This is a genomic window from Shewanella cyperi, from assembly GCF_017354985.1.
Taxonomy (GTDB): Bacteria; Pseudomonadota; Gammaproteobacteria; order Enterobacterales; family Shewanellaceae; genus Shewanella; species Shewanella cyperi.
Genome location: NZ_CP071501.1, coordinates 1,688,251 through 1,702,492, shown reverse-complemented (window position 1 = coordinate 1,702,492; position 14,242 = coordinate 1,688,251). Strand labels below are relative to the sequence as shown.

Annotated in this window: 12 protein-coding genes; 8 read left to right on the top strand and 4 right to left on the bottom strand. The window is 58.4% G+C overall.

Annotated elements, in window-relative coordinates:
- Both JYB84_RS07215 and JYB84_RS07210 read right to left on the bottom strand, forming a co-directional pair.
- A complete protein-coding gene (locus JYB84_RS07215) occupies positions 1–1,479 on the bottom strand; it encodes an MATE family efflux transporter (RefSeq protein WP_207322743.1) in 1,479 nt (492 codons plus the stop codon).
- Positions 1,480–1,488: 9 nt separating this feature from the next.
- On the bottom strand, positions 1,489–2,328 hold the full coding sequence (locus tag JYB84_RS07210; RefSeq protein ID WP_207322742.1) for an ion transporter: 840 nt from the start codon (positions 2,326–2,328) through the stop codon (positions 1,489–1,491).
- Positions 2,329–2,587: 259 nt separating this feature from the next.
- Between JYB84_RS07210 and JYB84_RS07205 the strand changes: the two genes are divergently transcribed.
- The 4 genes from JYB84_RS07205 to JYB84_RS07190 all read left to right on the top strand — a co-directional run bounded on the left by JYB84_RS07205 (position 2,588) and on the right by JYB84_RS07190 (position 5,262).
- Positions 2,588–3,067 (top strand): L,D-transpeptidase family protein, encoded by a 480-nt coding sequence (locus JYB84_RS07205; RefSeq protein WP_228289742.1) that lies wholly within the window; start codon positions 2,588–2,590, stop codon positions 3,065–3,067.
- Between the two features lie 10 nt (positions 3,068–3,077).
- The gene (locus tag JYB84_RS07200) at positions 3,078–3,680 is read left to right on the top strand and encodes a VOC family protein (protein WP_207322740.1); all 603 of its coding nucleotides are present in this window, start codon (positions 3,078–3,080) and stop codon (positions 3,678–3,680) included.
- Entirely contained in the window at positions 3,677–4,285 is a 609-nt protein-coding gene (locus tag JYB84_RS07195) for a DUF938 domain-containing protein (RefSeq protein ID WP_207322739.1), read from the top strand. Before JYB84_RS07200 ends, JYB84_RS07195 begins: the two co-directional genes overlap by 4 nt.
- 131 nt (positions 4,286–4,416) lie before the next feature.
- Entirely contained in the window at positions 4,417–5,262 is an 846-nt protein-coding gene (locus JYB84_RS07190; RefSeq protein ID WP_207322738.1) for a D-hexose-6-phosphate mutarotase, read from the top strand.
- 134 nt (positions 5,263–5,396) lie between these two features.
- Here JYB84_RS07190 and JYB84_RS07185 read toward each other — a convergent pair whose 3' ends face one another.
- Entirely contained in the window at positions 5,397–6,008 is a 612-nt protein-coding gene (locus JYB84_RS07185) for a TetR/AcrR family transcriptional regulator (RefSeq protein ID WP_207322737.1), read from the bottom strand.
- Between the two features lie 129 nt (positions 6,009–6,137).
- Here JYB84_RS07185 and JYB84_RS07180 point away from each other — a divergent pair, with 129 nt between their 5' ends.
- The 4 genes from JYB84_RS07180 to JYB84_RS07165 all read left to right on the top strand — a co-directional run bounded on the left by JYB84_RS07180 (position 6,138) and on the right by JYB84_RS07165 (position 11,061).
- The gene (locus JYB84_RS07180) at positions 6,138–7,241 is read left to right on the top strand and encodes an MBL fold metallo-hydrolase (RefSeq protein WP_207322736.1); all 1,104 of its coding nucleotides are present in this window, start codon (positions 6,138–6,140) and stop codon (positions 7,239–7,241) included.
- Positions 7,242–7,360: 119 nt separating this feature from the next.
- The gene (locus JYB84_RS07175; RefSeq protein WP_207322735.1) at positions 7,361–10,528 is read left to right on the top strand and encodes a YdbH domain-containing protein; all 3,168 of its coding nucleotides are present in this window, start codon (positions 7,361–7,363) and stop codon (positions 10,526–10,528) included.
- 14 nt (positions 10,529–10,542) lie between these two features.
- On the top strand, positions 10,543–10,731 hold the full coding sequence (locus JYB84_RS07170) for a YnbE family lipoprotein (protein WP_207322734.1): 189 nt from the start codon (positions 10,543–10,545) through the stop codon (positions 10,729–10,731).
- A gap of 9 nt (positions 10,732–10,740) precedes the next feature.
- Complete coding sequence (locus JYB84_RS07165; protein ID WP_207322733.1) at positions 10,741–11,061, top strand: YdbL family protein; 321 nt, start codon at positions 10,741–10,743, stop codon at positions 11,059–11,061.
- Positions 11,062–11,119: 58 nt separating this feature from the next.
- Here JYB84_RS07165 and JYB84_RS07160 read toward each other — a convergent pair whose 3' ends face one another.
- A complete protein-coding gene (locus JYB84_RS07160; protein WP_207322732.1) occupies positions 11,120–13,948 on the bottom strand; it encodes an ExeM/NucH family extracellular endonuclease in 2,829 nt (942 codons plus the stop codon).
- Positions 13,949–14,242 lie beyond the last annotated feature (294 nt).

Genomic DNA, 14,242 nt, shown 5'->3' with positions numbered 1-14,242 from the left:
TCAGGCTTCCTGACGCGATCCCGGCAGCTCGGTGGCGGCGGTGGCGCCGACACAGTCCTGCTCTTCGGTCAGCTGCGCCATTTGGGTGCAGGACGATGATAGCGGCGTCACCGACACCGGCACTTCCTCCGCCGCTTCAGTGTGCTCAGCCGCGTGCCCGGCGGCAATCCTGCCTACCAGAGCGTAGGCAGTCAGCACACCCGCAATACCAAACAGCACTGACCCTGCCACCTGCCCCAGCAAGACCCCGTAAATCCCACCCCACTTGGCCCCCAGCCAAATAAAGGGAATGGTTCCCAGTGTGGCCTTGCCCACGTTAAAGAAGGTGGAGTACTTGGCCTTACCCAGGTTGTTGAACGAGGCATTGGCCACGAACAGCATGCCGGAAAAGACAAAGAACACGGCTATGTAACTCATAAAGAAGCGCACAAACTCCGCCGATTCAACCCCAAGTTCAAAGGCCCCAATCAGCGCATCTTTAAGCAGGAACAGCAGCAGTGACATGGCCAGCACGTAAACAGTACAAAAGAGAATGGACTGGGTCAGGATTTGCCTGAGACGGTCGATACGACCGGCGCCGAAATTTTGCCCCACTATGGGACCTATGGCGCCGGAAAGCGCGAAGATCATGCCAAAGGCCACCGGCACCACCCGGCCAACCACGGCCCAGCCCGCCACATAGGCATCACCGAATTCGGCCACCGCCCGGGTCATAAAGCCATTGCCTATGGGAGTGGCCACGTTGGTCAACATGGCGGGACCGGCGATGGCAAAGATGGGCCCGAGATCAGCGCGAAATGCCTGCCAGTCAAAGCGACCGAGCAGGCCGTGCTTAACAAGTACCCCGTGCCCTGCCACCAACAGCACCGACAGGCGTGCCAGCACAGAGGCCACCGCGGCGCCCTCGATGCCCATGGCCAGTAAAAAGATAAACAGCGGATCCAACGCCGCATTAACGCCGCCGCCCACCAGGGTCGACACCATGGACAGCTTGGCATCACCCACGGCCCGCAGTGCGGCCCCCATGGCCATGGCCAGACAAATCAGCGGCAAAGACGGCACCAGAATATAGAGATAACTGGCCGCCAGCTCAGCGGTATGGCCACTGGCCCCCACCAACTCCAGCAGGGCCGGAATATTGAGGCACACCAGCACGGACACCAACACGGCCACTATCAGGGTCACCAGACCCGAGTTGAGCAGCAGTCGCCTGGCCTGCTCCACCTGCCGTGCACCTATGGCACGGGACACCAGGGCCCCCAGGGCGATGGCGAGGCCAATACCTATGGAGGTGGTGAAAAAACTGATGGTACCGGCATAGCCCACTGCGGCTGCCAGCTCGTGCTCCCCCAGCATGCTCAGGAAAAAGATATCCAGCAGATCCACCACGAACAGGGCGGAAATGCCGATGGCGGCGGTGGAACTCATCACCAATATGTGACGCAGAATCGAGCCTTCGACAAACTTGGCGTGGGCCATGGGGTTACCTTAGATTTCCTGTGGCAGTTCACTGCCACACTGGTTGCAATATTGGGCTGACGCTTCATGCCCCGTTTTGAGGCAATTGTCACAGCGACGCAGATCCCGTCTATGGCCCATTTCCTGGGAAATTTCCGCCGTCAGTATGCCTGTGGGGATGGCAATGATTGAATAACCCAACAGCATGGTAAAGGCGGCGATGGCCTGCCCGAGCGGCGTCTTGGGGGTAATATCACCGTAACCGACAGTGGTGATGGTCACTATGGTCCAGTAAATGGACTTGGGAATCGAGCTGAAGCCGCTGGCCGGCCCCTCCACCAGGTACATGATGGCGGCGAGCACCATAATGATAAGGCTCACCGAAAAGAAGAAGATAAACACCTTGCGACTGGACTGCATCATGGCCCGCAGCAGCAGGTTGCCCTCGCTGAGATACCGCAGCAGCTTGAGGACCCGGAAAATCCGGAACAGTCGCAACACCCTGACCACCAGTGCCAGATTGGTGCCGGGCAACAATATGGCCAGGTAGCTGGGCAATATCGACAACAAGTCCACCAGACCGTAAAAGCTCAAGGCATATTGGCGCTTGTTGGCACTGCAATACAACCTCAGGCCATACTCCAGGCTAAACAACAAGGTAAAACACCACTCCAGCACATGGATCAGTGTGCCATAGCGGCTGTTGACCGACTGTACTGTGTCCAGCAGCACCAGCATCACGCTGACTATGATGGAGATAATCAGCCCTATGTCGAACCAGCGGCCGGCGGGAGTATCTGTGCCGAATATGATGATCCGCAGCTGGCGTTTAAACTGCGATTCCTGGGGCTCGGGAATTTGCTCTGTCATTGACTGTCCTGCACTGTTAACCGCCCGGGTTTCTGATGGGCGGCACCTTCACCGGTCGCTTGTCGGCCATAGGGGTCATGGCAACTGACATTTCAGTGGCTTAATGTGATCGAGCGCCCAGTTTGCCATGGCGGCCGGGCAAGCTCAAAAAGATTATGCGCCCGGTTCACCTTAAAGCGGCTTATGGTTACAATCATCCCAACCGGCCCAGGAGGCCTTTGCCCAGAGAGAGTCCATGTTTCGTACCCTGTTCATTGCCATGCTGCCCCTGCTGTTTGCCACCCAGGTAGCGGCCTCTTCCAGGCTCCCGGGCCAAAAGGCCGATCTGGTGGTGGTCAATAAATCGGAATATACCCTCAAGCTGTTTGCCAAGGGCAAGCTGCTTAAGCAATTTCATATCGCCATGGGTGACAATCCCACCGGCCATAAACTGAAGGAAGGGGATCAACGCACCCCCCAGGGGCGTTACCGGCTGGATTATAAAAAGGTCAACAGCGCCTTTTACCGCGCCATACATATTTCCTACCCAAATGAAGAAGATCTGCTGCGGGCCAAGGCCCTGGGGCTCAAGCCCGGCGGCCAGATCATGATCCACGGCCAAAACCCCAATTCGGAACTGAGTCCTGAAGAGGCCCAGCTCTATAACTGGACCAATGGCTGTATCGCCCTCACCAATCCGGAGATGGATGAACTCTGGCAGGTGATAGACGAAGGTACGCCGATAGAAATCTGGCCCTGAGGAAGTGCCCATGTCTCTGACTCTGGCCCAACTGCAAAGAGATTGGCAGCCCTTTGCCGATGATATTCAAGCCCTGGCACAATCCCTCGACCTGATGGACACAGCCCAAGGCTGGCACTGCGATCATGTGGCGCTACGGGTCAACAGCACGACGGCTGCCGAGGCGCTGGTGCAGGAATTTGAGGCCATAGGCACTGTCATCAGCAATAACCTGATAAACGGCAGGCCAATCCTTATCATAGCCCTGGACGAACCACTGCAACTGGGCCCCTGGTCCATCGATTGTGTCGAACTACCCTTCCCCGGCGAAAAGCATTACCCGAAAGAAGGTTGGGAACATATAGAACTGGTGTTCCCCTGCAAGGCAGCCGACTGCGATGCCCTCGAAGCGGCCCTCGGACAGGCGCTACCCACTGTGGCAGAACGCATTAAAGCCCCGGGAACACTGCGCATCAAGGCCAGCTCCCCCCAGGGTGAGCATGAGCGCCTTGCCAACCCCACTTTGGCTTTCAGTGATGACAAGGTCTGCATCAAGCTGCATCCCCACGGCATTCGCGACATTATTGCCAGTGAGAATGCCAGCGTGGTAGCCGACGAGAAAGCCGCGCCGTGAGCCAGCTACCCTTCTCCCAGGCCTGTGAAAACAATAAGGCGCCGATCCTTGAGGTGCTGAGACACAGCTTTGCCTCTGTGACCCGGGTGCTGGAAATTGGCTCGGGCACGGGACAGCACGGGGTGTATTTCAGCGCCGCCCTGCCCCATATCAACTGGCAGTGCAGTGACATGGGCAATCTTAGCCCCCTCAATGCCCGCCTCGCCCTGGAAGGCCGGGGGCGTCTGTCCAAGGCCCTGGTGCTGGATGTCACCGGCCCCTGGCCAGCACTGGAAGTGGATGGCATCTTCAGCGCCAACACCCTGCACATAATGGACAAAGCTTCGGTCGAATGCTTCTTTGCCGGAGCAGGACGAGTGCTTGGCGCCGCCGGTCAACTCTGTATCTACGGCCCCTTCAACTATGGCGGCAACTATACCAGTGCCAGCAACCGCGACTTCGATGCCTGGCTCAAGGCCAGGGACAGCGCCAGCGGCATCCGCGATATTGAATGGATACTGCAATTGGCGGATACTGCCGGCTTTGCTCTTGTGCAGGATCACGCCATGCCCGCCAACAATCGCCTGCTGCACTTAACTAAAGTAAGCAAAGACAGCCAAGGCTGAGCTGTTTGCCGCTGCGAACAGGCCGCTCGCAAATCAGGCCGTTCAAGCGCTTATCCCCACAGCAAAAAACCGTTATGCTGGCAGCCAATTACCTAAGCCAGACAAGCATCTCATCCCGGGAGGATTTTCTAATGGGCAAGCTGTCCCGTCACCAACACCCCAACGGCCTGGAATATCTGCAGGTGGAAAGCGCTCTGTGTCAGGCGCGGATTTTTTTCCAGGGCGCCCAGATAGACTCCTTCATTCCCACCGGCAAGGCGCCCTTGCTGTGGGTTTCAGATGCCGATGACTACAGTCCCGGCAATGGCATCCGCGGCGGCATTCCCGTGTGCTGGCCCTGGTTCGGCATGGATGGCCGCGACGGCTTTCCCCAACACGGCTTTGCCCGCACCCGGGAGTGGCAGTTGTTGTCCCATGAGTGGCAAGGCGAAGTGCTGGCGCTGGCATTCGGCCTGGAGATACAGGAGACCGACCGCCGCTTCTGGCCCCACGACACCCAGGTGGAACTGCATTTTCTGCTCGGCGAGAGCCTGACGGTGAGCCTTATCAACCGCAATCTGGGCCAGGAGCCGGTGCGCATCACCCAGGCGCTGCACAGCTATTTCCCCATTACCGATATCAATGCCCTGCGGGCCACGGGTTTTGCCGGTGCCCGCTATATCGAGTTCGGTGAGGGCCCCTATGCCCAGGACGGCGATGAAGTGCACTTCGATAGAGAAACCGACCGGGTCTACACCCAACTGGGGCCGGTGCAGCAGCTGCATACCACAGATGGCACCATAGAGGTGTCCCGCGAACACAGCCACTCGGCGGTGCTGTGGAATCCCTGGATAGACAAGTCCAAACGTCTTGCCCGTTTCAATGATGAGGATTACCTGACCATGGTGTGTCTGGAAGCGGCTAATGTGCTGGAAGATGCGCTGGAGCTGGCGCCGGGCGAGCGCCACTGCCTCACCACCCGCATCCGTTGGTGCTGATACTGGTGCTGATGCGGGCAAAATAGCCTTAAACAACAATGCCGCTGTAAATAATCCACCTTCTGAAGAAGGTGGCTTAGGGCTGAAAACAAAAATGCCGCAGTCAACTGCGGCATTTTTTATCGGTGTGAAATTCAAACCTGATAATAATTGAGGAACATGTCCACGGCGGCCTCGGCCACCTTATGCTGCTCTTCCCTGGTCAGAGGTTCTCTCATGCGGGTCAATTGCGGCCAAAAGGCCGCGCCCTTCAGCATGGCCGACAACTGCCCCATGGCTTCGCCCACGTCCATGGGCTTGAGCCGACCATCCGCCAGCGCCGCTTTGAGCCAGCGCCCAATGGCGTTATCCGTCATATCGGTATTTTTCATCTGCTCCCGCATGCCTTCCGGGTGAAACAGAAAGTGGCCAAAGCCCACCCGCACCAGCTCCAGATAATCGGGTCGACTCATAAGCTCAACCTGAGCCTTGGCCATTTGCAATAACTGGGGTTTAAGGGCTGCATCGGCCCGGTACTTCACCCCGAGATCCGCATTGGCCCGGTGCCAGACTTCGGTTATCAGCACCAACACCAGGGCTTCCTTGGTGGCGAAATGATTGTACACGGTACGCTTGGATACCTGGGCCAGGGCCGCGATGGCATCCATGCTGGTGCCCTGCACGCCCTGCTGCTGGAACGCCTGTCTGGCGGCATCCAGTATGGCCTGGCGTTTGAGTTCACTGCGGGTAGGTTTGCCGCTCTGCACTTATGGGGATCCCCGATGAAGGTTTGCAGACGATTTTACACTGACTGGTTTACTTTTATCAAACCCATAAGTAAACTGCTCAGTGTAGTTTACTTGCGTTTATTGCCAACAGAATACCAAGGGGGTTGTATGAGCCACACACAACAACTGACAGCTGAGCCAGTGTTTCACAATGAAGGCGCGGTATTTCACCAGGGCCGCTTTCACAATACCCGGGTAGCCTTTGAAACCGATGCCGCCAACCTGTGGCAAGTCACCAAGGCCTATCTTGGCGCCAAACGCGCCGCCCCCAGACCCGATGTCGACATGCCTCTGTGCGAGATAGATGAGGCTGAGCTGGCCCGTGATGAGGCCCGCCTCTATCGCCTCGGCCACTCTACCGTGCTTATCCGCCTCGACGGTAAATGGCTGCTGACCGATCCCGTCTTCAGTGAGCGCGCCTCCCCGGTGCAATGGGCCGGCCCCAAACGTTTCCATGACAGCCCCCTGACACCTGAGCAACTGCCTTTCATTGATGCCGTGATATTAAGCCACGACCATTATGACCATTTGGACAAGGCAGCCATCAAGGCACTGGATGCCAAGGTAGGCCAGTTTATCGCCCCACTCGGCGTCGGCCGGCGCCTGCGCGCCTGGGGTGTGGCGGCGGAAAAAATTACCGAACTCGACTGGTGGCAAGGCATCAACCTTGGCAGCATCCAGCTTACGGCGACACCAAGCCAGCACTTTTCCGGTCGCGGCCTGTGGGATAAAAACCATACCCTGTGGGCCAGCTGGGTACTGGCAGGCAAACAGGCGCGGGTGTTTTTCAGCGGCGATTCCGGTTATTTCGAGGGTTTCAGGGAGATAGGTGAACGCTTTGGCCCCTTTGATATCACCCTGATGGAGACAGGGGCCTATAACGAACTCTGGGCCGATATCCATATGCATCCGCAGCAGAGCCTGCAGGCCCATTTGGATGTGGCCGGCATGGCGCTGTTGCCAATTCACAACGGTACCTTCGATCTGGCGCTGCACGACTGGTATGAGCCTTTGGAGCGGATCGAGGCCCTAGCCAGGCGTCAGGGTGTGGTGCTGCTGACCCCCAGATTCGGTGAACCCGTGTCGCTGCGCAGTCCCAAGCCCACGAGTCTTTGGTGGCGCGAACTCATGCACGAACAAGACCTGGCAATAGCCGCATTGACGGAGGAGTCGGGTTTATGCTCCTTGCGGCTTTTTCCTGATAAGACTTAAGCGCTTAAGCAATCAGGCCTCGAGTGTTGGTTAACACTTGTCGCTGTGCCCTCACCGCCTCGCCGTGCTAGACTGGCCCCAGCACGCATTGCAAGGATATTCAGGGAAGTCACCGACAAGTGTTGAAATTTCGTCTGCGCCATCTGGCCTGGATCATGGCGCTGCTGCTTATCATGCTGGCCTCTGTGCTCTGGTACCAGCGCCAGGCGTTGCTGCAATCCCTGGCCAACAGCGCGCTGCAATCCTTTGACGGCTCGGCCGAGGGGCTTGCCCTCGACCCAAATCTGCAAGAACTGCGGCTGGAACGGCTCAATTTCAGCTATAACGGCAGTCACATCGCACTCAAACAAGTTGCAATAGGCCTGCGAAAACCCCTTCCCGATCTGCTGTTTGACACCCTCAGGCGCCAGGGGCTCAACGGCCAAACCATTTCCGCCCTGACCCTGGCAGTGCAGCAAGAGTTGGCATCATTAAGCCTTGGCAGCGCCGGGGTGCAGCTGGCGCCCCCCGGAAACTCCCGGGACAGCGGCGGCCAGGGGTTGGCCATAGGCCTTGCCAGCCTGCCGCAAATCGCCCTGGGGCCTGTCACCATAACACTCGCCAACGGGCAAAGCCTGAGTCTTGATTATCTGTCCCTGGATCAACAGCGGCTGTTGCACACCGCGCTCAAACTCGATGGCATGGCACTGCTGAACCTGGATGCCGAACTTGGTCTCAAGCAGTGGCAAGTGCAAAGCCAGCTGAATTTGGACAGTTTGGAGCCCCTGGCGCGGGCCATCAAACAGGTTGACGGCACCGACAGCCTCTGGCCCCTGCTGGACGAATTTGAACAAGTCTATCAAGCCCAAGGAATACAGCTTGGCGGCAGTCTTGCCAGCACTGTCAATCTGAGCCTTGCCGATGCCGCGATCAGCAGCCGTCACCAACTTGAAAATTTTGAGCTCAAGGGCCTGGGTCTTGAACCCAACTGGCCGCCCTTAATGGAGTTCAGCGCCGACTCCAGTCCCGAGGGGCAGTCATTCAATCTCTCCCCCCTGGCGCTGAGCTTGACCCTGGAGCCAAGTGCCGAGGCCTGGACCCGACTCGCCGGACTGGCCTCGGCGCCTGCCTGGCTCGGCGATCAGCCCCTGACCCTGGCATTGACTCTGTCCAAGGGCCTTAGTGCCAGGCACAATCCTGATGGCAGCAGCCTCAACTTCGATGGCCGGCTGGCGCTGTCCCAGGGCGAGAGCAAGGCGGATATTGAGCTGTCTCAGCTGCGGTTTGAGCGCGACGGTGTGGGCCAAATACAGCTTCACGGTGATTGGCGGGCACAGGGTGCCACTTCTATCGCTTCACTGCTAAAGCGCTTGCCAGCGCTGGACGCCGTGGCGCTCTGGCAGCGGGACTGGCAACTGAACGACGATGCCGGGCTGAATCTCAGCGGCTCGGGTCATCTGCAGCTCAGGCAATCAGCCGGGGTACAGCTCAAGCAGCCCGCCAGGATGCAGCCAAAACAGGGCGGCACAAACGCAGGGCAGGAAGCCACCGGGCAACAAATGAGCCTGTCCTTCAGCGAGCTGGAGCTAGCCCTGACGCAACTGGCCCTGGCCTCCACACCAGTTTCCATACCTGCTTCCACACAAGGATCCGCGAACGCCAAACCTCAGCCAACAGCCATGCCTCAAGCCCTGAAGCAGGACGAGACTCTGTCGCTCACGCTGGACGCCCTTAACCTGTCATTGGCACAGCCGCTGGGATTCAGCCTCAGCCGTAATGCCTTAAGCCATCAGGGCGAAAACGGCTCTGATGATGAGTGGCAACTGCAAGCCTCCCCCTGGCAAGTGCAATTGCAGCTGCAGGGCCTGAAGGCCGACAGGCAGCACCCTGGCGTTCAAAATACGGGCACTCAAAATAAGGGCACTCAAAATAAGGGCACTCAGGACAACAGCCAGGACAAGCTCAGCGTCCAAAGCGCAAACACTGAGCTGACAGGGCCGGGATTCAGTCTCGATAAGTCGCAACTGGACGCGCTGTTGCATTTGGAATCGCCCCAGCCTTTCCTGCAAACCTTTGGCGAACTGCAACAGGACTTCCGGCTTAAATCGCTCAAGCTTGATTACAGTCGTCCCCGTCCCGGCAGCAAACGGCTGGAGAATCGTCACTGGCAACTGGGACAGATGACATTCAACGGCCGATTGGTGCCCGAGAACGAGGGCAAGACCCTCTCAACCTCGGAGCAGTGGCAACTGGATGATGTCGGCCTCAACTCCAGCCACAAGCTCATTTGGCCAAGCCAGGTTAGTGACCAGGCTAGTGACCAAGCTAGTAACCTGGCTAGCGATAAGCTCAGCCCCTGGCGCCCGGCCAAACTTACCGCCAACTGGCAGGCGGACAACGGCCTGGGAGCCTGGCTCAAACTGGGAAGCGGCCTATTGCCCATGCCGCCGGCACTGCGGCTCAGCGGCGACACCTCGGTGCGCGCCGATGTGGCTATGGATTTTGTCTCGGCGCTGACCCGCATCAACTTAACCCCCAAGCTCACAAAACTCGAAGGCGCCTGGGACAACTTGCCCTTTCAGGGCGGCTCCGCCGAAGCCGACTGCCGGCTGCTGCATTCTGGGGTGGCACACACCCTGGAGCTGGGTTGTCCCAGGGTGAGTTGGCAACTGGCCTCGTTCAATCCCGGGGTAATAGTGTCCGACATCCAGGGACGGGGCGATCTGGCCCTGGGTCAGGCCGCCGATGGCAGCCTGTCGGCACTGAACATCAACCTTACCAGCGAAGGCAAGCTGCTTGATGGCGAGTTCCTGTTGCCCGAATTTGCTTTGCGATTGACCGAGCCCTCCAGCGCTTATCTGGTGTTACAGGGCCTGAGCCTGGAAAAACTGCTGGAGCTGCAGCCCGTGACCGGCATCTATGCCGACGGCATATTCGACGGAGTGCTGCCGGTAAAGCTGGCCCAGGGTCAGGTGAGTGTCAGCGGCGGCAAACTGGCGGCGCGGGCGCCGGGCGGCCTTATCATGGTGCGCAACAACCCGGCGGTGGAGCAAATGCGCGCCTCCCAGCCCTATCTGGAATTTGCCTTTTCCGCCCTGGAGCACCTGCAATATTCCAGCCTGGCCAGCAGTTTCGACATGGCCCCCGGCGGCGATGCCCTGATGAAGGTGGAGGTCAAGGGCCGTAACCCGGGGATTGAACGGCCCATCCACTTGAACTACTCTCAGGAAGAGAATCTATTGCAGTTGCTCAAGAGCCTGCGCATAGGTGAAGATCTGCAGAATCAGATCGAACAATCGGTGAAATAACAAGGATATCGCCAGTGAAAAAATTCCTCTGTTGTGCGGCAGCCATCTCAGCCCTGTTACTCGGAGCCTGTACGCCCACGGTCAAGATAGAGCCGCCGGACAAGCCCATAGTCATCAATCTCAACGTTAAGATTGAGCACGAAATCAAGATCAAGGTCGACAAGGAGCTCGACGCCCTGCTGGCCAACGATGAACTCTTTTAGGGAAGAAGAATGATGAAGAAATTGCTGCTGTTGTTGGTCCCTGCCCTGCTGGCATTCCAGGCCATGGCCATGGATTTGCACCAGGCCAAGTCCATGGGCTATTTGGGCGAACAAAATGACGGTTACCTCGGACTGGTGAAGGCCAATGACGAAGCCAGGGCCATCATGGACGAAGTCAACGCCAAGCGCCGGGCCCACTATCAGAAAATCGCCGCCCAAAACCAGATTTCCACCGACGATGTGGCCAAGCTGGCGGCCGAGAAGGCCATCCGCGCCGCCGACAAGGGTGAGTGGATCCAGGATGCCAAGGGCAACTGGTTGCGAAAATAGCCTTAGTTTTAAATAGAAAAAGCCCGCATTCGCGGGCTTTTTTGCATTGTTAGTGAACTCAGAAGCTCAGGCTGGTGCTGTCGCTCAGCTTGTCATTGTCTGTCACTGTCAGGGTGACGCTATTGGCGCGGCCATCTTTGCGACGCAACACAAAGTTACCGCCACCCTGGCGCTTGTCGCTGAACTGCCAGTGCTGCTTGCGGATGACGCCGTCTTCGTCATAGCTGTCGGAGACAAACAGATCCCAGAACCAGAGGTCAAAATGCACTATGCGGGCGACGGGCTTGTGGGCCACGCCCTGCACAGTCACGCTGACCGTCTTGGTCAGGCTGTGGCTCAGGCCGTCATCGTCGGTTACCGTCAGGGTCACCTGATAGTCACCTGACTTGGCGTAGGCGTGGCTGACGCTGTCGCCCTGTGCCTGGGTGCCATCGCCCAGATCCCATACATGGCTCACCAGGGTGCCGTCCACATCCGTGGCCAGGGATTGCAGGCTGACGTTGCCGCCATCGACGCTGACGCTGAAGTCGGCCACCGGCGCCTGGTTTGGCGCTTCCAGCAGCAGAGAGATCACCACGGGGTCGTGATCCGAGGAGCGGAAGGCATCCGGCGCATACAGGGATTGCAGCTGTGTCTGGGTCTTGAACTCTTCGTTGTAATCCAAAATCCGCGGCTCATCCGTGTTGATGTGCCATTCGGTCACATCCACCACCTTGTCCAGCAGGGCGGCGCTCGCCAGGGCATGGTCCAACTGACCCGACTCACCGGAGAACACGTAGGAGTAGGCATTTTCCTTGGCCAGATGGGCAAACAACTCGGTCAGACCGGCGTTGGCCAGTTCGGTCAGCGGATCTTCCTTGGCGTAGGAGTTAAGATCGCCAATCACCAGCACGGGCGCGTCGGCGAACTCGCTACCGAGGAAGGCGCCAACGGCCCTGGCGGCGCGGCTGCGGGTCAGGTTACAGTTACCCTGACCGTCGTTCAGATCGGGATCGCCCTCGGCCACACAATCGCTGCCCTTGGACTTGAAGTGGTTTACCGCCACGACCAGAGGCTCGCCGCTGTCATTATGACTGAAGCCCTGGGCCAACATGGGGCGGTTCTTGCCATCGTTGAACAGGGGCTGACCGGCATCGTCCAGGGCCGAGTTGGCGCTGGAGAGCACCTTCGCCGCACCTTGGGGCGTCACGCGATCGGCGCGGTAAATCATGCCGACGCTGATGGCGTCGGTGCCTATGCCGTTACTGCCGGGTTGAATGTACTGGTATCTGGGCTCACCAATGGCGGCGTTCAAGCTTGCCACCAACTCGGCAATGGCAGATTCGGCACCGTAACCGTCATTCTCGATTTCCATCAGGCCGAAGATATCGGCATCAATGGCGACCATGGCGCTGACAATCTTGGCCTTCTGACGTTCGAATTCGCTCAGGGTGTTGGCACCGCGCGCGGTGGGAAAACCGCCGCCCATGCCATCGCCGTTGAAGAAGTTGAGCACATTGAAGCTGGCCACCTTCAGGTTACCGCCAAGGGCCAATTCCGGCGCGCTCAGACGTGGATTGCTGGCCACTATATTGACTGTGTCCACCGGCATCAGGCGATACACGCCAAAGCCATAGTGCATCACGGCATTGAGGCCGGTGACAGTGTCGCCCACCCGCAGGCTGTTACTGGCACTGAGACCGGGTGAGGGATAACGCACAGGGTCGGGGTTCTGGGCGGTCAGGCCATCGTCCAGCAATATGCTGTCCAACTTGTTGGCGGCAGTCACGGCCAGGGCATCGGCGCCGGGGGCGGCTACCTGGGTGCCCATAAAGTGGCGCTGGCTGCCCAGGGTCACTTCACCGTAGCGGCCCAGGTTATAGACTTCGTTTACCACCAGATTTTGGCTGAAAGTGACGCGCATGCCTTCAACGGCTTCCAAATCGGCGCTGTCGGCCAGCGGCAAGCTTACCAGGGCGGCACTCGGCAGCGCCTGATTGTTGGCACACAGCTTGTGCTCGGCAACCGAGGTCAGCTCGGTCAGGCCCTGGTACTCTGTGACCTTGGCCTTGACGCGGATGCGTTCGCCGGCCAGGTAACCGCTTGGGGCGTTGCCTGTGTAGAGGAACACACCTTCAGAGGTGGCGGGATCGCTATCTGCCTCGGCATCGGCCATCTGCAGAAACAGGCCCTTGAGACCGGCTTCCTGATTGCTGGTGACCACGGCTTCCACTTCGACAATTTGACCGTTCAGCGGACTGGTATTGGTGTTGCCCTGCAGGGCGTGGATAGCTGTGGCATCACTTCCACACTGCATGGCGGCAGGCGGATTTTCCGGCACCGGCGGCTGGGCGGCAAACAGGCCCAGATCGCTAATATCGTCCTTGGCAAAACCCTGCCAGCTGTCGAAGCTCATTGCATCGTCAATCTGGCTGTCGCCCAGGAGCTGATCGGCCTTGCGTCTCAGGGTATTGTCGGCGGTGGACAGCTCACCCGTGCCCCACTCTGTGCCGGGATCCACACCCACCTGACCCAGGCTGTCTACCGCCTGACCATTGTGCAGCAACACTATGGCATCGTCGCCGTTGAAGAAGGCCGCCGTGCTCAGCAACTGGGCCTTGGCCAGCAGTTCAGCAGAAGCATCGTTGTCGGCCACCACATAGGTGCCGCCGGCGGCCAGGGTGCCTTCGAGGGCTATGGTAGTGCCGGCAGTCTGGCTGCCATTGAAAAAGAACTTGAGCTCATACTGGCTCAAGTCCACCGCTGTGGCAGTTGGATTGTAGAGTTCGATGGCCTTGTTATAGCCTGAGCCTTCGACATATTCGGAAATGATTAGCGTGTCGGCCGCCTGGGCCAGGGAAGACGCGCTCCCCAGCGCCAGTGCAAGCCAGCTTGCTCTGGATCTCATGATTAACCCCTAAATGTTTATAGTTGATTATTATTTCGCGTTGCCGGAAACGGCTTCCCGGAAAACGGCGCTACTATAATCGAGCCAGGTTACATTCAGGTTGCATATGTAAATGAGATTTACCAAACCGTATGGCAAACCGGCTTGACGACTGAGATGCATTTTTAAGCATCAGTGATTGTTGCAGGGGTTCGGGCGCTGATTTGCTGCCGATTTACCGTACAAAGATCCCTTTGGCAAGCATAGGGGCATCTGTTATTCTGGAAAAATGCATTCAATATGCTCCTGTCACAG

Coding starts and splice junctions, on each gene's coding strand:
- JYB84_RS07200 (WP_207322740.1), top strand. CDS start 3,078: ATGTCTCTGACTCTGGCCCAACTGCAAAGAGATTGGCAGCCCTTTGCC.
- JYB84_RS07180 (WP_207322736.1), top strand. CDS start 6,138: ATGAGCCACACACAACAACTGACAGCTGAGCCAGTGTTTCACAATGAA.
- JYB84_RS07190 (WP_207322738.1), top strand. CDS start 4,417: ATGGGCAAGCTGTCCCGTCACCAACACCCCAACGGCCTGGAATATCTG.
- JYB84_RS07205 (WP_228289742.1), top strand. CDS start 2,588: ATGCTGCCCCTGCTGTTTGCCACCCAGGTAGCGGCCTCTTCCAGGCTC.
- JYB84_RS07160 (WP_207322732.1), bottom strand. CDS start 13,948: ATGAGATCCAGAGCAAGCTGGCTTGCACTGGCGCTGGGGAGCGCGTCT.
- JYB84_RS07210 (WP_207322742.1), bottom strand. CDS start 2,328: ATGACAGAGCAAATTCCCGAGCCCCAGGAATCGCAGTTTAAACGCCAG.
- JYB84_RS07215 (WP_207322743.1), bottom strand. CDS start 1,479: ATGGCCCACGCCAAGTTTGTCGAAGGCTCGATTCTGCGTCACATATTG.
- JYB84_RS07165 (WP_207322733.1), top strand. CDS start 10,741: ATGATGAAGAAATTGCTGCTGTTGTTGGTCCCTGCCCTGCTGGCATTC.